This window comes from Antarctobacter sp. (genome assembly GCF_034670325.1).
Classification (GTDB): Bacteria; Pseudomonadota; Alphaproteobacteria; order Rhodobacterales; family Rhodobacteraceae; genus Antarctobacter.
Window position 1 is genome coordinate 115,994 of the sequence record NZ_JAXMNR010000006.1, and the last position, 12,417, is coordinate 128,410.

The 12,417-nt window shown below is 65.7% G+C and carries 13 protein-coding genes; 11 read left to right on the plus strand and 2 right to left on the minus strand.

Features of this window, described 5'->3' with window-relative positions; translation table 11 throughout:
* Positions 1–104: 104 nt before the first annotated feature.
* From VOI21_RS16035 to VOI21_RS16065, 7 genes are read left to right on the plus strand one after another with little or no spacing between them, the layout of a single operon-like run.
* On the plus strand, positions 105–695 hold the full coding sequence (locus VOI21_RS16035) for a nucleoside triphosphate pyrophosphatase (protein WP_323770949.1): 591 nt from the start codon (positions 105–107) through the stop codon (positions 693–695).
* Positions 692–1,723 (plus strand): ribonuclease E/G, encoded by a 1,032-nt coding sequence (locus tag VOI21_RS16040; RefSeq protein WP_323770950.1) that lies wholly within the window; start codon positions 692–694, stop codon positions 1,721–1,723. The genes VOI21_RS16035 and VOI21_RS16040 overlap by 4 nt, the downstream gene beginning before the upstream one ends.
* Positions 1,720–1,902, plus strand: a complete 183-nt coding sequence (locus VOI21_RS16045) for a DNA gyrase inhibitor YacG (protein ID WP_323770951.1) — start codon at positions 1,720–1,722, stop codon at positions 1,900–1,902. Before VOI21_RS16040 ends, VOI21_RS16045 begins: the two co-directional genes overlap by 4 nt.
* Positions 1,902–3,146 carry an aminotransferase class V-fold PLP-dependent enzyme gene (locus VOI21_RS16050; RefSeq protein WP_323770952.1) on the plus strand — a complete coding sequence of 415 codons (1,245 nt, stop codon included), beginning with the start codon at positions 1,902–1,904 and terminating at the stop codon, positions 3,144–3,146. Before VOI21_RS16045 ends, VOI21_RS16050 begins: the two co-directional genes overlap by 1 nt.
* 59 nt (positions 3,147–3,205) lie before the next feature.
* On the plus strand, positions 3,206–3,949 hold the full coding sequence (locus tag VOI21_RS16055; RefSeq protein WP_323770953.1) for a 5-oxoprolinase subunit B family protein: 744 nt from the start codon (positions 3,206–3,208) through the stop codon (positions 3,947–3,949).
* A complete protein-coding gene (locus VOI21_RS16060) occupies positions 3,946–4,953 on the plus strand; it encodes a biotin-dependent carboxyltransferase family protein (RefSeq protein WP_323770954.1) in 1,008 nt (335 codons plus the stop codon). The genes VOI21_RS16055 and VOI21_RS16060 overlap by 4 nt, the downstream gene beginning before the upstream one ends.
* On the plus strand, positions 4,950–5,726 hold the full coding sequence (locus tag VOI21_RS16065) for a 5-oxoprolinase subunit PxpA (RefSeq protein ID WP_323770955.1): 777 nt from the start codon (positions 4,950–4,952) through the stop codon (positions 5,724–5,726). The genes VOI21_RS16060 and VOI21_RS16065 overlap by 4 nt, the downstream gene beginning before the upstream one ends.
* Here VOI21_RS16065 and VOI21_RS16070 read toward each other — a convergent pair.
* A complete protein-coding gene (locus VOI21_RS16070) occupies positions 5,723–6,673 on the minus strand; it encodes a zinc ABC transporter substrate-binding protein (RefSeq protein WP_323770956.1) in 951 nt (316 codons plus the stop codon). The genes VOI21_RS16065 and VOI21_RS16070 overlap by 4 nt on opposite strands.
* Before the next feature lie 92 nt (positions 6,674–6,765).
* On the opposite strand from VOI21_RS16070, the gene VOI21_RS16075 reads away from it, so the two are divergent.
* Genes VOI21_RS16075 through VOI21_RS16085 form a run of 3 tightly spaced genes read left to right on the plus strand, consistent with a single transcriptional unit; the run spans position 6,766 to position 8,793 of the window.
* On the plus strand, positions 6,766–7,245 hold the full coding sequence (locus tag VOI21_RS16075; RefSeq protein ID WP_323770957.1) for a transcriptional repressor: 480 nt from the start codon (positions 6,766–6,768) through the stop codon (positions 7,243–7,245).
* Positions 7,242–8,015 carry a metal ABC transporter ATP-binding protein gene (locus VOI21_RS16080; protein WP_323770958.1) on the plus strand — a complete coding sequence of 258 codons (774 nt, stop codon included), beginning with the start codon at positions 7,242–7,244 and terminating at the stop codon, positions 8,013–8,015. The genes VOI21_RS16075 and VOI21_RS16080 overlap by 4 nt, the downstream gene beginning before the upstream one ends.
* Complete coding sequence (locus VOI21_RS16085; RefSeq protein ID WP_323770959.1) at positions 8,005–8,793, plus strand: metal ABC transporter permease; 789 nt, start codon at positions 8,005–8,007, stop codon at positions 8,791–8,793. The genes VOI21_RS16080 and VOI21_RS16085 overlap by 11 nt, the downstream gene beginning before the upstream one ends.
* Here VOI21_RS16085 and VOI21_RS16090 read toward each other — a convergent pair whose 3' ends face one another.
* Positions 8,794–10,698: an amylosucrase gene (locus VOI21_RS16090; RefSeq protein WP_323770960.1), complete on the minus strand. Its 1,905-nt coding sequence runs from the start codon at positions 10,696–10,698 to the stop codon at positions 8,794–8,796.
* A gap of 559 nt (positions 10,699–11,257) precedes the next feature.
* Here VOI21_RS16090 and VOI21_RS16095 point away from each other — a divergent pair.
* Complete coding sequence (locus tag VOI21_RS16095) at positions 11,258–12,385, plus strand: Gfo/Idh/MocA family oxidoreductase (RefSeq protein ID WP_323770961.1); 1,128 nt, start codon at positions 11,258–11,260, stop codon at positions 12,383–12,385.
* Positions 12,386–12,417: the final 32 nt, after the last annotated feature.

The window sequence follows — 12,417 nt, forward strand, 5'->3', positions numbered from 1 at the left end:
CTGCGGACCGGGCCCGCGCCGTGCCGCGGGGCCAAGACGAATTGCGTCCGGACGCCGGGCGCGATAGGGCGCGTGCCAAAGTTCCGTTCAGAAGGCACGCCGCCATGACCGACCGTCCCCGCCTTATCCTTGGCTCCGGCAGCCCGCGCAGGCGCGAATTGCTGGCGCAGTTGGGGGTGACCGCCGACGATATCCGCCCGCCCGACATCGACGAAGACCCCAAAAAGGGCGAGCTGCCGCGCCCCTATTGCGTGCGGCTGGCGCGCGAAAAGGCGCAGGCGATTCCCTCTGACGCGGATGAGGTTGTGCTGTCAGCGGATACCACCGTGGCGCTGGGCCGTCGCATTCTGGGCAAGCCCGAGGATGAAAAGGAAGCGGCGCAGTTCCTGACATTGCTGTCGGGGCGGCGGCATCGGGTCGTGACGGCGGTGGCGGTGCGGCGCGGCGACCAAATCTGGGAGCGGGACGTGGTCACGCAGGTCAAGATGAAGATGCTGTCAAACGAGGAGCTGAACGCCTATCTGGCCAGCGAAGACTGGCGCGGCAAGGCCGGTAGCTATGCCATTCAGGGGCCTGCCGGGGCGTTCATTCCGTGGATCAGCGGGTCTTTCACCGCTGTCGTTGGTCTACCGCTGGCAGAGACCGCGAATCTACTTCAAGCGGCCGGGTATCCGCTCTACAAACCGACGTCATGAAGGGCAGAACAATTGCATTGGACCAGTGGGGCGACCGCGAGGCGGCGGCGCTGCTGGTCGACGGACGGCTTGAGGATCTGTTGATCGACAGTGACCTGCCGCGTCCGGGAACCATTTATCGCGGCATCGTCGAGCGGCCCATGAAGGGGCAGGGCGGGTTGTTCCTGCGCACGCCGGACGGGCCTGCGTTTCTGCGGCAGGTCAAGGGCCTTAGCCCCGGTGACCGGCTGCTGGTGCAGGTGACGGGCTATGCGGAGCCGGGCAAGGCGATCCCGGTGACGGCGCGCCTGCTGTTCAAGTCGCGCTATGCCATCGTCACGCCGGGGGCGCCGGGCCTCAATGTCTCGCGCCAGATCCGGGACGACGATGTGCGCGATGCGCTGCTGGAAATCGCGCATGAGACAGTAGCGGAGGCGGGCCTGCCAGAGGGGGCCGGTCTGATCCTGCGGTCCTCGGCGCATCCCGATGTGGCGGATGCGGTGATGGACGACATCCTTGCAATGATCGAATTGGCCAAGGCGGTGATGGCGGATATTGAGGGGGAGGCCGAAATGCTGGTGGAGGGGGATGGCCCTCACGCGCTGGCGTGGCGGGAATGGACCGCCCCGGCAGAGGTGGACGACGCCGAGGGCAGTTTCCAGCGCCATGAGATCGGTGAACTGGTCGAGGCGCTGCGCCAGCCCAAGGTTACTCTGCCCACGGGCGGCAGCATGATGATCGAGCGGACCTCGGCCCTTGTGGCGGTGGATGTGAACACCGGCGGCGATACCTCGCCCGCGGCGGGGCTGAAGGCCAACATCGCTGCGTTGCGCGATTTGCCCCGGCAGTTGCGGCTGCGGGGCTTGGGTGGTCAGATTGTGATCGACCCCGCGCCGATGGTGAAAAAGGACCGCCGTCAAGTCGAGGCTGTCATCAAGGCGGCGATCAAGACCGAGACGATTGAAACGGTGGTTGCGGGCTGGACCACGCTGGGCCTGCTGGAGTTGCAGCGCAAGCGCGACCGCGTGGCCCTGACGGAGGTCATATGAGCTGTCCGATCTGCGCCCGCGCCAGTGACGCGGAGTACCGCCCCTTTTGTTCCAAACGCTGCGCCGATGTGGATTTGGCGAAGTGGCTGGGCGGAGGCTATGCCATCCCCTCGGACGATCCCGATGACATGGAAGAGGCCGCGCGCGCCGTGGTCGAGGAAGACAGGAAACCGCACTGATGTTCGATGACGCACTGCTGAGCGAAATCCGGGGCCGCTTTGCCCATGTCGAGGACTGCCCCTTTACCGGCAAGCGCATTTTCTTTGAAAATGCCGGGGGCGCGCTGACCTTGAACAAGGTGGTTGAGACCTCGGCGCGGTTTGCCGCGATCCCGGACAATCAGGGGCGCGACAACCCGGCGTCACAGGCGCTGGTCGCGGTGATCGACAAGGCGCGCGACGATGCGCGTCTGTTTCTGGGGGCCAAGGGCGGCGCGGTGGTCGTGGGCGAAAGTGGCACCGAACTGCTGTTCCGCCTGATCCGCGACGCCTGCCTTGGGGCCGGACCGGGCGAGGCGCTGGGCTCGACCGTGGAACACCCCGCGTCCCGCAGCGCGATGGCGCGCTGGGCGGCACAGGCGGGGCGGCAGCACGTGCTGATCCCGCATGACGACGCGCTGGGGCAGGTCACGCCAGAGGCCTATGCCGCGCATGTGACGCCACAGACGGCGGTGGCGACGGTGCTGCACACGTCACCCGTGACGGGGATGGGCATGGATCTGGCGGGCATCGCGGCGGCGATCCGCGCGGTGGCGCCTGAGTGTTTCATCATCGTGGACGGCATTCAGCACGCCTGCCACGGACATATCGACGTGGCCGCGACGGGTGTCGATGGGTATGTCGTGTCCCCTTACAAGATGTTCTCTCGCCACGGCTACGGCATTGCCTGGGCCTCGGACCGGCTGACGGCGCTGGCGCACGATTCGCTGGTCGGCGGGCCGGAGGGCAACTGGGAGCTGGGGACGCGCGATACCGGCGCGTATGCAACGTTCTCCGATGTCGTCTCCTATTTCGACTGGCTGGGCGGGCAGGTGTCCGATGCGGGGGACCGCGCCGGGCGGCTGAGTGCCGCGCGCAAGGCGATCCACGCGCATGAGGCGGATTTGTGCAAGGCGATGATCCACGGCACCGGCAACCTGACGGGGCTGGCCGATCTGCCGGGCGTGACCATCGTCGGTGGCACGGACAATCCGGCGCGTGAGGGGCTGGTTGGCTTTTGGGCGGAGGGGCACGGCTCTGGCGATCTGGTGACGGCGCTGAACGCGCGCGGCATCCGCACCCACATGCGCAAGGCGGACCACTATTCGGGCAATATCCTGACGCCGCTAGGGAAGGCCGATTGCGTGCGCGTGTCGCTGGCGCATTACAACAGTCTGGACGAGGTGCGTGCCTTTCTGACGGCGATGCGCGAAATTCTGGACTGAGGTTTTGGGGGTTGGACATTGCCCCCTGACCGTGGTGGGCTGTGCCTCAGGAGAGACCCATGCCCGATGATATCCACGCTGGTTGCCCAAGGATCGAGCCGATTGGCCTCGACGGGGTGATTGTCCGCTTTGGCGAGGCATTGTCACAGCCTGCCAACCGCGCGGCGCTGGCGTTTCGCGCCGCGCTGGAGCGGGATGTGCCCGACGGGGTCGAGGAATGCTCGACCTCTTTGGTCTCGACCTTTGTGCGCTTTGATCCGCTGTCTTTGTCGCTGGCGGCGCTGGTCTCGGCGTTGGAACAGCGGCTGACCGGCACGGATTGGTACGCCGCGCCGCTGCCCGAGGGGCGGCGGCTGTTGCGCATCCCCACCGTCTATGGCGGCGATTTCGGCCCGCAACTAGATGAGGCGGCAGCGGCGGCGGGAATGGAGGCAGAGGCGGCGATTGTCGCGCTGTCGGGGGCGCGGGTGCGGGTCAGCGCCATCGGCTTTGCCCCCGGCCAGCCCTATCTGGGCACATTGCCAGAGGCGTGGGACATCCCGCGCCAGACAGGGCTGACCCCGCGTGTGCCCGAGGGCGCGCTGGTGGTGGCAATCCGGCAGTTCGTGGTTTTCTCGGTCTCGGCCCCAACCGGGTGGCGACAGGTGGGGCGTACAGCCGCGCCCCTGTTCCGGCCCGGAAGCGAGACGCCGTTCCTGTTGCGTCCCGGCGACGAGGTGATCTTTGACGCGGTCGAGGCGGGGGCATGGGACCGTCTGGTGGCGGACCCCAAGGGCGGGATCGTGACGGAGCCTTTGGCATGAGCGCACTGGAGATCGTGCAGGCCGGACCGGGGGTCACGGTGCAGGACATTGGCCGGCCCGGCTATCTGGCGCTGGGCCTGTCGCGGGGCGGGGCGGCGGACCGGATCGCGCTGGCCGAGGGGGCCGCGTTGTTGCGGCAGCCCGTGGGAGTGGCGCTGGAACTGGCGGGTTTTGGCGGGCGGTTTCGGGCGGATGTGCCCTGCCGGATTGCGCTGACAGGCGCGCCGATGCGGGCGACGCTGGACGGCGCGCCGCTGGTCTGGAACGCCAGCCACCGGGTGCCTGCGGGGGCAGTGCTGGACATCGGCGGCGCGGTGTCGGGCGTCTACGGCTATCTGACGGTCGGCGGCGGGTTTGATCTGCCAGAGGCGCTGGGCGCGCGGTCGGCGCATCTGAGCGCGGGTCTGGGCGCAGTTTTACAGGCGGGGGATGTGCTGCCCTTGGCTAAGGATAGTGGTCGCACGGTGGGTCAGGTCTTGGACGCCGCGGCTCGGTTTGACGGCGGGACGTTGCGGGTCTTGCCCAGTCTGCAAACCACGATGTTCCCCGAGGAGATGCGCGCCCGGTTTGCGCAAGAGGTGTTTCGCCGTGACAGCCGGGGCAACCGTATGGGTATTCGCATCCTGCCGCCGGATGAAGGCTATGGCCTGCCCTCTGGCCAGACCATCGTGTCAGAGGTGATCACGCCCGGCGATATTCAGATCCCCGGCGACGGCGCGCCCTATATCCTTCTGTACGAATGCCAGACCACCGGCGGCTATCCCCGCATTGGCACCGTCATCCCCGCCGACCTGCCGCGCGTGGCGCAGGCCGCGCCGGGGGCAGAGTTGCGGTTTCGCTTTGTCACCCGGGATGAGGCGTTGGAGGCCGAGGCAGGGTATCGCCGGATGCTGGAGGCATTGCCGGGCACGGTCCGCCCCCTGATCCGCGACCCGGCGCAGATGCCGGACCTGTTGTCCTATTCCCTGATCAGCGGCGTCACCGCCGGAGAGGAGCTGTCATGACATCTGTCGATCTGAATGCCGACATGGGCGAAAGCTTTGGCCCGTGGGTGATGGGGCAGGATGCGGAACTGCTGGAGGTGGTGAGTTCGGCCAATGTGGCCTGCGGGTTCCATGCGGGCGACTGGGACGTGATGGCCGATACGATGGCCACGGCGCAGGCGCGGGGCGTGGGCATCGGCGCGCATCCCGGCTTTGCCGATCTGCAGGGGTTCGGGCGGCGGCGGATGCACCTGCCGGAGAAAAGCCTGCGCCATCTGGTGCAATATCAGTTGGGCGCGGCGCTGGGCATGGCGCGCGCCACGGGCGCTGAGGTGCGGCATCTGAAGCTGCACGGCGCGCTGTCCAACATGGCCTCGGAGGATGAGGCGCTGGCAGAGGCGTGTTATGGGGCGGCGTTGGAGGTCGCGCCAGAGATCATCGTCATGGTGTTGGCCGCCACTGCGCAGCAGCGGGTGGTGGAGCGGCTGGGCTGCCTTTGGGCGGGAGAGATCTTTGCCGACCGGGCCTATAACCCCGATGCGACTTTGGTGGATCGGCGCTTGCCGGGGGCGGTGTTGCATGACCCCGAAACCGCCGCGCCGCGTATCGTCAAGATGGTGCAGGCGGGGGCGATCCTGCCCGAAGAGGGTGCGCCGATCCCGGCGGCCATTGACACGATCTGCCTGCATGGCGACGGGGCGACGGCGCTGCCGATGGCGCGCGCCGTGCGCGGTGCGTTGGAGGCGGCGGGGATCACGGTCAAGGCATTTGAGGGGCGGCGCGGGGCGGTTTAGCGGCCTGCGCAGGTTATGATCCGCCGCGCCATGTCGGCGATCAGCGCCGGGTACAGCGTGGCCCCCTGCGGCAGGTTTGTGCCCAGCGGGTCCAGCGTGGCGGTTGGCACGCCGCTGCCCTCGACGATGTCCAGCAGGCGCGGATCGGTGCCCGGTTCGATCAGCAGGCAGGCGGGTTTGTCAGCAGCCAACCCGTCGCGCAGCGCCGCCAGTCGCGCGGGGCCGGGGGTGTTCGCCTCGGCATCCGAGATGGCTCCCAGCACGGTCAGGTCGAAATGATCCTCGAAATACTGGTAGGCGTCATGGGCCACGGCCAGCGGGCGACCGTCTAGCAGGGCAAGGGTGGCACGGGCCTCGGCCTCGGCCTTGGCGATGGACTTGGTCCCGGCGCGGGCGTTGGCGCGGTAGGTTTCGGCGTTGTCCGGGTCTGTTTCGGCCAGTGCTTCTGCGATTTCGCTTAGCCAAAGGGTGGCGTTTTCGGGCGACAGCCAGACATGCGGGTCGTGGGTGCCATGGTCATCGTGGTGGTCATCATCGTGGTCGTCATGCTCTGCGTGATCGTCTTCGTCGTGGTCATGGTCATGGTCATGGGGGAACAGCCCGGTGTCGCGCGCGGGCAGCAGATGCGTGGCGGGCAGCTCGGCCAGCGGCAGCGAGCGGGCTGATGTGGCCAGCGTCCCAATCTGTCCGGCCAGTTGCGGGGTCAGATCGGGACCGATCCAGATCACCACATCGGCCCCGGACAGGGCGCGCGCCTGACTGGGTTTCAGCGCCATGTGGTGCGGCGAGGCGCCCGGCTGCAACAGCCGGTCCGGCGCGCCCAGATCGCCCATCACCATGGCTGTCAGGCTTTCGACCGGGCCGATATCGGTGACAACCTGCGGCACCTCGGCCAGAGCGGGGAGGGCGAGGGTGAGAGAGGCAGCAAACAGTATCGGGCGCAGCATGGGAGACTTTCATATGTTATATCATAACGTCTCCGTCTTGTAGGGCGGAATGTTATACCATATCAACCCTAAATCCGCAGGAGACACGCACCATGGACACCATAGGGTTTGAACGCCACGACCACAGGCATTGCATCGCAACCGCGTTGCAGACCGTCGAGGAGACCTGCGATGTGCAGGGGTTGCAACTGACGCCGGTGCGGCGGCGGGTGCTGGAGATCCTGCTGGCGCGGCACCGGGCGATGGGGGCCTACGATGTGCTGGACGTGTTGCGCGAAGAGGGGCGCGGGTCGCAGCCGCCAGTGGCCTACCGCGCGCTGGATTTCCTTGTGGCGAACGGGTTTGCGCATCGGATCGAGCGGTTGAACGCCTTTGTCGCCTGCGCCGCCCCCGGAGAGCGTCACGCGCCCTGTTTCCTGATCTGCCGCAACTGTTCCGCAGTGGCCGAAACGCCCGGACGGCGCGCGTCAGAGGCGCTGCGCGCCTCCGCCGGAGAGCTGGGGTTTCAGGTCGAGCGGGTAGCAATCGAGGCCGAGGGCCTGTGCCCCGCCTGCGTGGACACGCCGCGATGAGCGCGCTGATCGAGGCGCATGATCTGGCCGTGCGGCAAGGCCCGCGCGAGGTGCTGCGTGACGTGGATTTCACCATCGCACCCGGCGAGATCGTGACCGTGGTCGGCCCCAACGGATCGGGCAAGTCGACCCTGCTGCGTGCGCTGATCGGAGCGTTGAGGCCAGCGCGGGGCCGGGTGGTGCGCCAGCGCGGTTTGCGCCTTGGCTATGTGCCGCAGGGTCTGCGCATGGATGAGACCCTGCCGATGACGGTGAGCCGGTTTTTGAACCTGCCCAACAGGACCAGCGCCGAGGCGCGCGCCACGGCGCTGGAGGAGGCCGGGGCGGGCGATCTGGCCGACCGCCAGATGTCGGCGTTGTCCGGCGGCCAGTTCCAGCGGGTCTTGTTGGCGCGGGCCTTGCTGAACGATCCGCAGGTTCTGATTCTGGATGAGCCGACCACCGGGTTGGACCAGCCCGCGCAGGCGCGGTTTTACCTGCGGATCGAGGATTTGCGCGACCGTCTGGGATGCGCCGTGCTGATGGTCAGTCATGAATTGCACGTGGTCATGAGCGCCTCTGACCGGGTGATCTGCCTGAACGGTCATGTCTGCTGCGAAGGCCACCCCGAGGTGGTCGCGCAGGCCGAGGAATACCGCGCGCTGTTCGGCTCTGGCACCAAGGGCGCTCTGGCGCTGTACCGGCACGAGCACAGCCACCACCATGATCACGATCATGCCCATGATCACGTTCATGATCACGCCCCCGGGGAGAGCCGCGATGCTGGATGATTTTCTGGTGCGCGCCGCGCTGGCGGCGGTGGGCGTGGCCTTGGCGGCGGCCCCTTTGGGAGTTTTTGTGGTCTGGCGGCGGATGGCTTATTTCGGCGATGCGACCTCTCACGCGGCGATCCTTGGGGTGGCCCTGGCGCTGGCCTTTTCTGTGCCGGTCTTTGCCGGGACACTGGCGGTGGCGCTGTTGGTGGCCTTTGGCGTCGCGCATTTGTCAGGCCGGGGCTATGGCGCGGATATGGTGCTGGGGGTGGCGGCCCATGCGGCGCTGGCGCTGGGCCTTGTCGCGGCCAGCCTGCTGCCCGGTCCGCGGCTGAACCTTGAAGCCTATCTGTTTGGCGACATTCTGGCCGTCAGCCGCAGCGATCTGGCGGTGATCTGGGGCGGCGGAGCCTTGGTGGCGGCGCTGATCGGCTGGCGGTGGCAGGCGCTGTTGACCGCGACCGTCTCGCCCGATCTGGCGGCGGCCTCTGGCCTGCACCCCGAACGAGAGCGCGTGGTGCTGATGCTGGCGCTGGCGCTGGTGGTGGCGGTGGCGCTGAAGGTGGTGGGCGCGCTGTTGATCGGGGCGTTGCTGATCATCCCGGCGGCGGCGGCGCGGCCGCTGTCGTCCACGCCAGAGGGAATGCTGGCCGGGACGGCGTCGGTGGGCGTGCTGTCGGCGCTGGGCGGCCTTTGGGCGGCGTGGACATTCGACACCCCGGCGGGGCCAAGCGTGGTCTGCGCGGCAGCGGTCCTGTTTGCCGTGACCACGCTGGTGCCCAAGCGCCGGGGCTGACTAGCGTATCCAGACCCGGGCGTAGGGGGGCAGGGCGATTGTGCCGTCCTCGCCCCGGATGATGGCATCCGACAAAAGCTCGTGCAGTCCGGTTGCGCCGTGCTGGCGCAGCCAGTCGACCGGGACCGATGTCCAGTTCTCGGTGAAGTTGAAAAGGCAGACCACGCTGCCGGTGGGGGCCTGACGGGCAAAGCCGAAGAGGGCGGAATTGCCGGTCTCCAGAATCTCTATCGGGATGTCTCCGTGAAATTCCGGCACGGCGGCGCGGCGGGCGAGGATTGTCCGAAGGCCGTGGTACACCCGGCCAGACATGCTGTCCGGGTGCAGGCGCGCCTGCAACGCCGTGTCCCAATCCATCCGGGGCCGGTGCAGCCAGCGGCTGTCAAAGGCGTGGGCCGGGTTGTTCAGATAGCCGTAGTCATTGAGCAACCCCAGTTCGTCCCCCATGTAGACCAGCGGAATCCCCCCGAAGCTGGCGATCAGCGCGTGGCCCATCAGGATGCGGTCGATGGCGCGGTCGATCTCTGCCGCATCCGCTGTTTCCAGCGCCCGCTCCAGCCCGGCCAGCGACGCGCAGGTGCCGCTGTTGCGCTTGTCGCCGGTGTCGGGATTGTGCTGGAACAGTTCCCCCTTGGCGAAGGAACCGGGAAAGACGCCCTCGTAGAAATCCGCAAGAAAGGCCCGGTGGCCCGCGCCGTTCAGACCGACGGCGCCCGCGTCCTCATCCGTCACCGCCCAGCCGATATCGTCGTGGCAGCGCAGGTAGGTGGCATAGGTGGCGTTGGTCAGTCGCGCCGGGAAATGGGTGCCCAGCACATGGGTCATCAGGCGGGTGTCCCGGGTGGCCAGCGCCGACCAGACCTGCACCATCAGCGAGTTGTGGTAGGCGAGATTGCCCTCTTTGCCGTCATGTTCTCCGCGGCCCAGATAGGGCAGCATCTCGGCCGGGCTGACGATGGCCTCCTCGAGATGGATCACCGCCGGGGCGACGATCCGGCAGGCGGCGCGCAGCGCCTGAAGGATCATGTGGCATTCCGGTTCCGACTGGCAGCGGGTGCCCATCCGTTTCCACATGAAGGCGACGGCGTCAAAGCGCAGGACATCGACACCGCGATTGGCCAGCGACAGCATGACCTTTGTCATTTCCAAAAAGACCTGCGGGTTGGCCCAGTTCAGATCCCACTGGTGTTCGTTGAAGGTGGTCCAGACCCAGCGCTGGCAGTCGTCGTACCATGTGAAACTGCCCGGCGCGTTGTCGGGAAAGATCTCTATCAAGGTCCGTTCGTATTGTTTCGGCAGGGTGTCGTCGGGAAACATCAGGTAATAGTCGGCATATGCCGGATTGCCGGCGCGCGCCTTTTGCGCCCACTCGTGCTCTTTGGCGGTGTGGTTCAGCACAAGATCGACGCAGACGCTGATGCCCTGCTCACGGCAGGCGCGGGTGGCGGCCTCGAAGTCGTTCATCGTGCCGTAGACCGGGTTGATCTGCTCGTAGTCCTGCACCGAATAGCCGCCGTCGCTGTCGCCGTCGCGCGGTTTGAGGCAGGGCATGAAGTGGACGTAGTTGATGCCCAGATCGCGCAGGTAGTCCAGCCGGTCCGGCACGTTCCTCAGGTGGTCGCAAAAGCGGTCGATGTAAAAGACATAACCCGCCATGTCGGGGCGCTGAAACCAGTCAGGTTCCAGATCGCGCTTGAGATCCAGACGCCGCAGATCATCGGGCCGCGCGTCCCATGCCTTGCGCAGGGTCTTGTCCAGTTTCCTTGAGAAATCGCCGAAATCCGGATGATCTCCATACAGCCGGTCAAGCATCTGCCAAAGGTCATCGCGACTGCGGTTATATCGCAGCGCGTAGAGCGTGGCGTGCATGTCGCTGTCGTCGGTATTGGGTTTTGTCTTGGCCATGGTTTCGCGCTCATACGGGGAAGTGATCTTAGTGTTAGCGCATAAAGCGGGTGACGCGAAGGGATTGCGAGCCGCAAGACAAGCTTTGTGCCAATCGTTGCAGCGTCAACTCTTTCCGGTCTCCGCATCCTGTTGGGATTCGCGGGAATTATTCGAAAAAGGCAGATGCTGTCTTCTCAAAGGAAATCCAAAACCCGATAAGAGCCAAGCCATAAACAAGGGCATCGTGCAGAGCAGGTTACTAACACCACCGATATCCGGCAGTCCTCTAAGCCGCTATCGCTTTTGCCGGAAATGGATGCTGACCCTGAATAGCGTCAGGACTCATAGCCAATAGATGGCGGTTGCTGCGAGAGCGGTCACCGAGAGGGAACCCTTTGGTCAACGAACCTATCGGGGCGCGATCCGGCGCCGTGGACCATTCGAAGGCGTTTTGACCCGCCCCATCGGTCCGGCGAAAAGTGGCTCGGTGCGTGCAACAATTTTAGATTGCCAGCCATCTCTCCGCAGACTAGAATACTAGTCGTCTAAAAGGGGTGGGGCGGAAGTGAGTCGCAGATTGAAAGTTCTGATTGCGGGAACCGGTTTTGCCGGCCAAGGCCATGTCGAGGCCTTTCGGGCAGCGGGTGCCGAGATCGCCGGAATCGTCGGTCGAACGCCAGAAGTCGTTGCCCAAGTGGCTGAAAAGATGGGTATTCCCTATGCCGGCACCGACTGGCAGGTGGCCTTGTCCGATTGCCAGCCTGACATCGTCTCAATCGCGACACCGGGCGGTGCCCACTTTGCACCCATCACCCAAGCCATCGCGCACGGCTGTCATGTCTTTTGCGATAAACCGATGACCGACAGCGGCGAAACAGCGGCGACGCTGTACCAGCTTGCGCAGCAAAAGGGCGTCAAGACCGCCTATGCTGCCAGTTTCCGCTACACTCCCAGCGTGTTGCACGCCAAGCAACTGGTCGCTGACGGCGCGATAGGCGACCCCACAGAGGTGGAGTGCATGTCGCATTTCAACCTCGAACGCGGGATTCCCTTTGGCTGGTCGCACCGTAAAGCGGATGGCGGCGGTCGATTGAACAATAACTTCACCCACACGCTGTCTATCGTGTCATCCGTCGTCGGCGACAGGATCCTCGGGATCATCGGGGACGTGCGTGATGATATGGGCCGCGCGCCGATTGTCGAAGGCGTCCACAATTTCGCGACGCGGCGGGACTTTATGCCAAAGGACCTTGACGATCCGTCGCTGAAATGGGGCAAAAGCGATGTCGAATGGTCCTACACCGTGCTGGCAAAGCTGGAAAGCCCGTTTGCCGCCCAGCCAGTGTCAGTCCTCTTCAAGCATGGCGGGTTGGTTCCCCGGTTCCATGAAGACCACATCGTTTTCTACGGCACGCACGGCGCGATCTACATCAAGGGCCACTATGGCAGCGGCCAGTTGTACCTGTGGGGCAAGGACAAGACGTGGAACGCGCTTGCGCTGCCTGACGAAATCGTCGCCTCCGTACCGGACGTTGCCGGCGAGACCGAGCAATGCTGGCACTATCTGGCATGCGAATTCGTCAGGGACATTCAGGGGCAGCCTGTCGAACCCTACCCGACGTTCAGGCAGGGCAGTCAGTACCAGCAAATCATCGACCTGATCCGGAAGACCGACAGGTGGACAGATGTGTCCGATTTGGCCTGACCCTAGCCAATTCCCTCAACAGAGATCATCGC

What these genes read in the sequence shown, in the direction of transcription:
- VOI21_RS16035 (WP_323770949.1), top strand. Translation starts at nt 105, where the DNA reads ATGACCGACCGTCCCCGCCTTATCCTTGGCTCCGGCAGCCCGCGCAGG.
- VOI21_RS16040 (WP_323770950.1), top strand. Translation starts at nt 692, where the DNA reads ATGAAGGGCAGAACAATTGCATTGGACCAGTGGGGCGACCGCGAGGCG.
- VOI21_RS16045 (WP_323770951.1), top strand. Translation starts at nt 1,720, where the DNA reads ATGAGCTGTCCGATCTGCGCCCGCGCCAGTGACGCGGAGTACCGCCCC.
- VOI21_RS16050 (WP_323770952.1), top strand. Translation starts at nt 1,902, where the DNA reads ATGTTCGATGACGCACTGCTGAGCGAAATCCGGGGCCGCTTTGCCCAT.
- VOI21_RS16055 (WP_323770953.1), top strand. Translation starts at nt 3,206, where the DNA reads ATGCCCGATGATATCCACGCTGGTTGCCCAAGGATCGAGCCGATTGGC.
- VOI21_RS16060 (WP_323770954.1), top strand. Translation starts at nt 3,946, where the DNA reads ATGAGCGCACTGGAGATCGTGCAGGCCGGACCGGGGGTCACGGTGCAG.
- VOI21_RS16065 (WP_323770955.1), top strand. Translation starts at nt 4,950, where the DNA reads ATGACATCTGTCGATCTGAATGCCGACATGGGCGAAAGCTTTGGCCCG.
- VOI21_RS16070 (WP_323770956.1), bottom strand. Translation starts at nt 6,673, where the DNA reads ATGCTGCGCCCGATACTGTTTGCTGCCTCTCTCACCCTCGCCCTCCCC.
- VOI21_RS16075 (WP_323770957.1), top strand. Translation starts at nt 6,766, where the DNA reads ATGGACACCATAGGGTTTGAACGCCACGACCACAGGCATTGCATCGCA.
- VOI21_RS16080 (WP_323770958.1), top strand. Translation starts at nt 7,242, where the DNA reads ATGAGCGCGCTGATCGAGGCGCATGATCTGGCCGTGCGGCAAGGCCCG.
- VOI21_RS16085 (WP_323770959.1), top strand. Translation starts at nt 8,005, where the DNA reads ATGCTGGATGATTTTCTGGTGCGCGCCGCGCTGGCGGCGGTGGGCGTG.
- VOI21_RS16090 (WP_323770960.1), bottom strand. Translation starts at nt 10,698, where the DNA reads ATGGCCAAGACAAAACCCAATACCGACGACAGCGACATGCACGCCACG.